General features: G+C 32.2%; 4 protein-coding genes. 2 read left to right on the top strand and 2 right to left on the bottom strand.

All coding sequences use genetic code 11. From position 1 onward, the window contains the following. Window positions 1-399: 399 nt before the first annotated feature. On the bottom strand, window positions 400-1596 hold the full coding sequence (locus tag BAU27_RS01090) for an MFS transporter (protein ID WP_071769897.1): 1197 nt from the start codon (window positions 1594-1596) through the stop codon (window positions 400-402). Window positions 1597-2011: 415 nt separating this feature from the next. On the opposite strand from BAU27_RS01090, the gene BAU27_RS01085 reads away from it, so the two are divergent. Together BAU27_RS01085 and BAU27_RS01080 are read left to right on the top strand one after the other, a co-directional pair. After that, window positions 2012-2557 (top strand): CGNR zinc finger domain-containing protein, encoded by a 546-nt coding sequence (locus BAU27_RS01085; RefSeq protein ID WP_000609506.1) that lies wholly within the window; start codon window positions 2012-2014, stop codon window positions 2555-2557. A 113-nt stretch (window positions 2558-2670) separates the two neighbouring features. After that, window positions 2671-4104: an IS4 family transposase gene (locus BAU27_RS01080; RefSeq protein ID WP_071769896.1), complete on the top strand. Its 1434-nt coding sequence runs from the start codon at window positions 2671-2673 to the stop codon at window positions 4102-4104. Window positions 4105-4375: 271 nt separating this feature from the next. On the opposite strand, the gene BAU27_RS01075 is transcribed toward BAU27_RS01080, so the two are convergent. Then, on the bottom strand, window positions 4376-5812 hold the full coding sequence (locus BAU27_RS01075) for an oligosaccharide flippase family protein (protein WP_071769895.1): 1437 nt from the start codon (window positions 5810-5812) through the stop codon (window positions 4376-4378). Between the last annotated feature and the right edge of the window lie 757 nt (window positions 5813-6569).

Raw genomic sequence — 6569 nt, 5'->3', positions numbered from 1 at the left:
GACAGTCTTTGATATTTTGGGTGTTGTTTATGAGTATACCACTTCTAATCATAAAGTAGCATAGTAAAAAAAATTGAAACCCGTCAGGGTTTATTTGATATGCCCACTTTTATAAAATCTATAAAAGATAATAAAAAACTATATGGAAAGACCGCATTTTGTATAAAAATATACCTTAAGTTGATGGATGTGGGGTACCGCCACATGCCCGTCAAGCTAAGAAAATAGATCCACCCCAAAACGAAAAAATGGTTTTTTTGTTACAAGTTAACACAAAATTTCGTTCTGAGGACACTATTAAATTTTTAGTTATACTCGTCTGTATTTTTATATTCCAAAAAACAACCAACATAAAAAACATTATCTTTTCTTATTAATATGAGTAGTTCTTAATTGTGTTCATGAATTCATAGTTTGCTTTTCTACAAAGGATGAGTTTCGTTTCATCCTTTGATGTATCATATTAAATAAAATTGAAGCCAAAACTCCTATTGCTAAAAATATACACCAAGACCATGGAATATCATTATATTTATTTAACCAAGCTCCAAGATAGTTTCCTAAGGAGCCACCAATAGCCCAACAAGCTTGAAACATTCCGAAAAACAACCCTGCAGGTTTATTATCACTAAATTGTGCCACTGTCATTTCAGCTCCTGGTAGAGCCAGTGTTTCTCCTAATGTATAAAGAAAAACACAAAATAACATCCAATAAATAGATGGAATAAGAGGGATTATTCCTATTGCTATTCCCATAATCAAGACACCTATTTTAACCATAATCATAGGATCTTGATTAATAAACACCTTTCTTAAAAAGAACATTAAGAGTAATCCTGTAACCCCATTTATTATGAAAAGGGAACTTACTAATTGGGTGTTTCCAGATAAATCGTACGCTTTAATTGGAAATGAGATATTTAATTGAGCAAACATAATCCAAAATAAAGACAGTACACATATAAATGAAATAAACAATTTATTTGAAATAACAGTTTTTAAACTTAATAATACTTTTTGATTATCTTTAATAGTTCTAGGGTATTTACTACGATAGATAAAAAGAATAAAACTTAAAACAAGCATAGCAATGCCTGCAATAGTAAATGGGTATACTGGATTAAACTGAACCAATAATGCTCCTACTAACGGACCTATAATTACTCCTGTATTAAGCATTTGATTAAAGTAAGTGAATATTCTTTTTCGAACTGTTTCTTTTTGTGAGGTAAAAAAAGCAGTAACCGAGGGATCGAATAACGATCCTCCAAATCCGAAAAACAATGCTGCAATTGTTACAGACCAGAAACTGTCAGCAAAAACAAATGCTCCAAACCCTAATGCTCTTACCATCACTCCTCCAATCACATTTACTGTATGACTTACACGATCACCTATAAAACCCGTAAATACTGGTAGTCCACGGTGCGAAATGAGTATTGTAGTTAAAATAGTCCCCACTTCCCAAGAAGAAAAATGAAGATTATTTGTTAAATGTAGTGCTAAAAAAGGCATAATCATAAAACTTCCTGTATTCATAAGTAACACGGCTAAAAGTAACATTTTGATGGGAACAGATATTTTTTCATTAATCATTTATTGTTCCCACCCTCTGTATCTCTTCTACATTTACTTCAACATTTAGTTCCATTGAATAGCCTCCTATATATTTTATATGTAGTTATTTTTCTTTATTAATAGCTGGATACTTCAATCACAAAACAAATGCAAATTTTTATTAACATTTTACTAATAATTAATTTTCAGAACTTTTCACTTACAAACTATGGTGTACATTACAATTTTCATAAAGTGGTCATGATGAGTTTCATTTTTGATTGATATACTTTTTATCAAATGAACAATGTCATAACACATACTATCACCACCTTTAATACTTAAGTTCAAGAATGTTAACCGTTAGTAACTTTTAATGGTTAACATATTCTTTTATTATGTTACCAATAGTTGTATAATATAGTCAATACTGAATATTAGGAGGTGAACGAAGGTGATTAATAATCAAATAGCTCCAGGGAATTTAGAAATTATCCGTAGTTTCTTAAATACTTGGGAAATTCCAAATGAAACACGTAAGCCAAAGGAACATTTAAATTCTGAAGAAGATATAAAAAACTTTATATCAGAGAATTTTAATGATATTAAATTTTCCGGTGAGTTAGAGGATGTCCTTCAATTTCGAAAAGATATTCGCATGTTATTAGAAACAAATAATGTTGATAATTTAACAAAGTGGTTAACAAGTTACCCTATAAATATATCCATTGTAGATATTGATAATATTCAATATAATGCTATTAAAAAACATGACTTTTTTAGTGAAATTTTAATTATAATTGTTAAAAACATCTCCTCGGGTCAGTGGAAACGTCTTAAATCATGTCCAGATTGCAAATGGTTTTTTTATGACAACTCTAGAAATGGGAGTAAGCGTTGGTGTGGGATGTATGCATCCGAACCAAAAGGAAGGTCATGTGGTACCATAGCAAAAGTACAACGATATCGAAAAAAAAATAAGAGTAGTTCAAAAGTATAAGAATATATAGGGGTACCGCCTCATCGCTATCAAATTAATATTTTGCACTACCTATAAAGCAAAAAAAGGCGTTATCCTTTCTGTAGAATTATAGGAAAGGATGGCGTTTCTTTATGAATCTTTCAATTCTTGACGAACTTCAACCGATTGCGGAAGAATTACAACGACATATGTCTCCTCATACTCTAGAACACCTAGCCAGAGAAAAAGGATTCGTTCAGCGAAAGAGTAAATATCGAGCACAGGAGTTAATTGCTTTATGTGTATGGCTTAGTCAACAGGTTGCAAGTACATCACTCACACAATTATGTAGCTGTCTTGAAGTATCTACAGGTGTTCTTATCAGTCCTGAAGGACTTAACCAACGATTTAATGCCTCCGCAGTACAGTTTCTTGAACAAGTGCTAGCTAAACTTTTAATTCAAAGAATTCATTCAACAAAAGAAATAATTCATCAATATACCACGACCTTTAAGCACATTCGGATTCTAGATTCTACAACATTTCAGCTTCCAGATAAGTTTTCTACACATTATCAAGGTTCAGGTGGAAGTAGCCATACGGCAGGAGTTAAAATTCAATTGGAGTATGACCTGTTGAGTGGAAAGTTTCTGCACGTTTATGTAGGGGAAGGAAGAGAAAATGATAAAACATTTGGTTCAATAAGCCTACAAACTATTCGACCAAAAGACTTGTACATAAGAGATTTAGGCTATTTCGACTTACATGACTTACAGAAAATCCATGATAAAGGAGCTTACTATATCTCACGTTTGAAATTAAATTCTCGAATCTATTGTAAGAATGATAAGCCAGAGTATTTTCGAAATGGGACTGTAAAGAAAGGATCACTCTATATTCAGTTAGATATGGAAGAACTCATGAATCAATTGTCTCCTGGTCAAACAATGGAGGTTTCAGAGGCATACATTGGACAGTATCAAAAATTGCCAGCTCGTGTTATTATTCATCGATTAACAAAGGAACAAACAGAGAAAAGGTTGAAGGAACAAATCAAAAAAGAAAAGAAGAAAGGTATTACCTACAAAGAGCGAAGTAAGCGGTTGAGTGGAATCAATGTGTATATTACGAATCTTCCTGCAGAAAATGTTCCAACGGAACATATCCATGACTTGTATTCATTACGCTGGCAAATTGAAATTTTGTTCAAAACATGGAAATCTTTCTTTCAAATTGACAAGTGCAAAGAAATCAAGAAAGAACGCTTAGAATGCCATTTATATGGACAACTCATTAGTATTTTACTCTGTTCATCGACGATGTTTAAAATGCGTCAGTTACTCTTGGATAAGAAAAAGAAAGAGTTAAGTGAATACAAATCCATCTATATGATAAAGGATTATTATCTATTGTTTTATGAGGGACTACAGAAGGACAGCCATGAATTATTAAAAGTTTTACTGCGTTTGTTTTACCTTTTAGAGAAAAACGGAAGAAAATCTCACCGGTACGAAAAGAAAACCGTCTTTGATATCTTAGGTATTGTCTATGATTATATGTTGTCAAAAAGTTTCAAGGCTGCATAATATTTTTTAAAATGCCTAGTTAATAGGTTTATTTGTTATGCACATCTTTAGTGTAGTCGTAGAAATTTCAAAAAACACATTCACATATACCCTCTTGTCCACCTTAGCTTGATGGCGATGTGGCGCTACCCCATGCCCATCAACTTAAGAAAACAAATCCACCCCAAAACGAAAAAATGAGCTTTTTTATTACAAGTTAGGACAAAATCTCGTTCTGGGGGAGTTGTATTTTCTTAGCTAGATAGGCACGTGGTGCTACCTCTTAAGGGTTTTATTGATGTGTTTGAAAAATCTTGTTACGAAGTAATTTTTTATTTAAAAACCCTACAATTAATTGGCGTATTTGCGGATCAATTGTAAGACCAATAATCCCAAATATTAAGCCAGTAAGTATTAAAGCTACTAGCGATGGTAAATTGATTAATACGGTACCATAGATACCATAACTAATTGCAAATGCTAAGACATTGAATATGATTCCTTTAAACAGTAATTGGAAACCTTTATGAACAAATAAAGTAAATCCTAGTAATAAGGTTCCTTCTGTTAATATAGATGCTACCGCAGTACCTATCATTCCGAATTTGCTTCCTAATACTATATAACTAATAATAGCAACAATTAGGCCAATTGCCATTGTTGTTGTTCGTTTCCATTGTTGTCCAATTGTTGTTAAATTATCAGCAAGTGGATAGTTGATGGATTGTAAAATGACCATAAAGGCTAAAATAGCCAGAGCACCACCTGCTGATGCATATTTTTCACCTAATAAGGTTACAATCCAAAATCTTGGATCAGCAATAAATGGAATAGCAATTCCCATTCCTAAGAAAGACATAAGTTTTAATTCAAAATGTGATAGTTTCCTATGCTCATCAAGTTTTTTTTCATTTCCAAATGCAAATAACTTTGGATAAAATGCTGCTGCCACAACACCTGGTATTTGATAAAGTACTGACGGTATTCGTGAAGCGACTCCAAAATCGGCAATATCGCCTCGTGAAGCGACTTTTTCCAATATAATCGGTCCTAATTGAGGTAGCAACATAATGATAATACCGTTTATTGTGAAAACAAGCAGCTGATTTAAAATTTTATTGTCCCACCCTTTATGGATGGTTGTATAACGAATAACCATTATAAATGCTATAAGTCCTGTAATAAGACTAGATGCTCCATACATAGCTGCAACTAGCATTATATTCCACTTAAAGGCTATTCCTAATAGAAGAGCGGCTGCAGCTGTCAACCCTTGCAGAACAGAAATAACAGCTGTAAATTGCATACGTTCCGTTACTTGGAAATAAGCCATTCCAACTCCTTGTAAGGTTGCACCAAACATTGTCGGCAGTACGACTAAATACACTGTAGAACGTAAATAAGGATCCGTATAGAAAAATTGTGCAAAAATGATGAAGGAAATAGAAATTACAACGGCTAAAACTAATCTCACTCGTAAATAACTACTTATGAGTATGCTAATATTAGCCTCTTGCCTTGTCCCTTCACGCATAAAGGTATGTGTTAAACCGGCATCTGTAAAATAACAAACAACTGCTGAAATAGCTAATGCAACGATTAACATACTATAGTCGTCTTTTGAAAAATATCTGGCGAACAGAATGGTAGCAACAGCAAGTACAAAGCGAACGATAATGTTACCTACAAATAAATAAGATGCATTTTTAAGGATTTTGTTTGTTTTCATTGAAAATACCTTTCTATTCTTTAGAGTCAACTGTACCTAGAAATAACGATGCCTCAACGATTTGGATAAGTATTTGAGTAACTAGTTGTATTAAGTCTTAAAGTTTATGATAAATCCCTACTTTTATTTAATTGAATACTTCTAGTTCTTTTGCAATAATAGGTGATTGAAATTTATTCCTATCATCTGCAACTACCACTTCAACTTATCATAATATTGATTACATCGTTTCCTCAAGGGGGTTTTTTAACATTATATAACTAAATAGTCAAAATTTATTTTTATTCTATCATAGAATTTTATTTTTCTATCTTTTTAAAATTTGTATTATATATACAAACCCGTTACAAAAAAAGATAAATATGAGAATCTTTGTATAAGTTTATAGCAAATTAACTCCCTGTTTTAATTTAAACATTGTGAAAGAGATAGATGATTTTTAGAAAGACGGTTTGTGATAAAAAAGTGAATATACTATACAAACAATCTTAAATTGAATTTTAAAAAACATATTTTGAACGTTATCTCAAGGTCATTGATAGGTAGATACAAATTTATCTTAGCTCGATAGGCATAAAGACAACAAATCACCCCCAAAAACGAAAAAATGAGCTCTTGTTAAGGGTTAACTCAAAATTTCGTTCTGGGGGTACTATAAAATTTTAGCTTGATGGTGATGGGGTAGCGCCACACATCCATCAACTTAAGGATTTAGACTATTTTTGAAGTTAAAAGCACGTTACTATTCTCTTATGTT

It is taken from the genome of Bacillus sp. NH11B (assembly GCF_001884205.1).
Classification (GTDB): Bacteria; Bacillota; Bacilli; order Bacillales; family Bacillaceae_G; genus Bacillus_A; species Bacillus_A proteolyticus.
Note: the sequence above shows the minus strand (reverse complement) of the source record. Positions and strands in the feature narration are given on the sequence as shown.

Bases quoted from the DNA above. Each gene is read 5' to 3' on its own strand.
- BAU27_RS01090 (WP_071769897.1), bottom strand. From the start codon at position 1,596: ATGATTAATGAAAAAATATCTGTTCCCATCAAAATGTTACTTTTAGCC.
- BAU27_RS01080 (WP_071769896.1), top strand. From the start codon at position 2,671: ATGAATCTTTCAATTCTTGACGAACTTCAACCGATTGCGGAAGAATTA.
- BAU27_RS01075 (WP_071769895.1), bottom strand. From the start codon at position 5,812: ATGAAAACAAACAAAATCCTTAAAAATGCATCTTATTTATTTGTAGGT.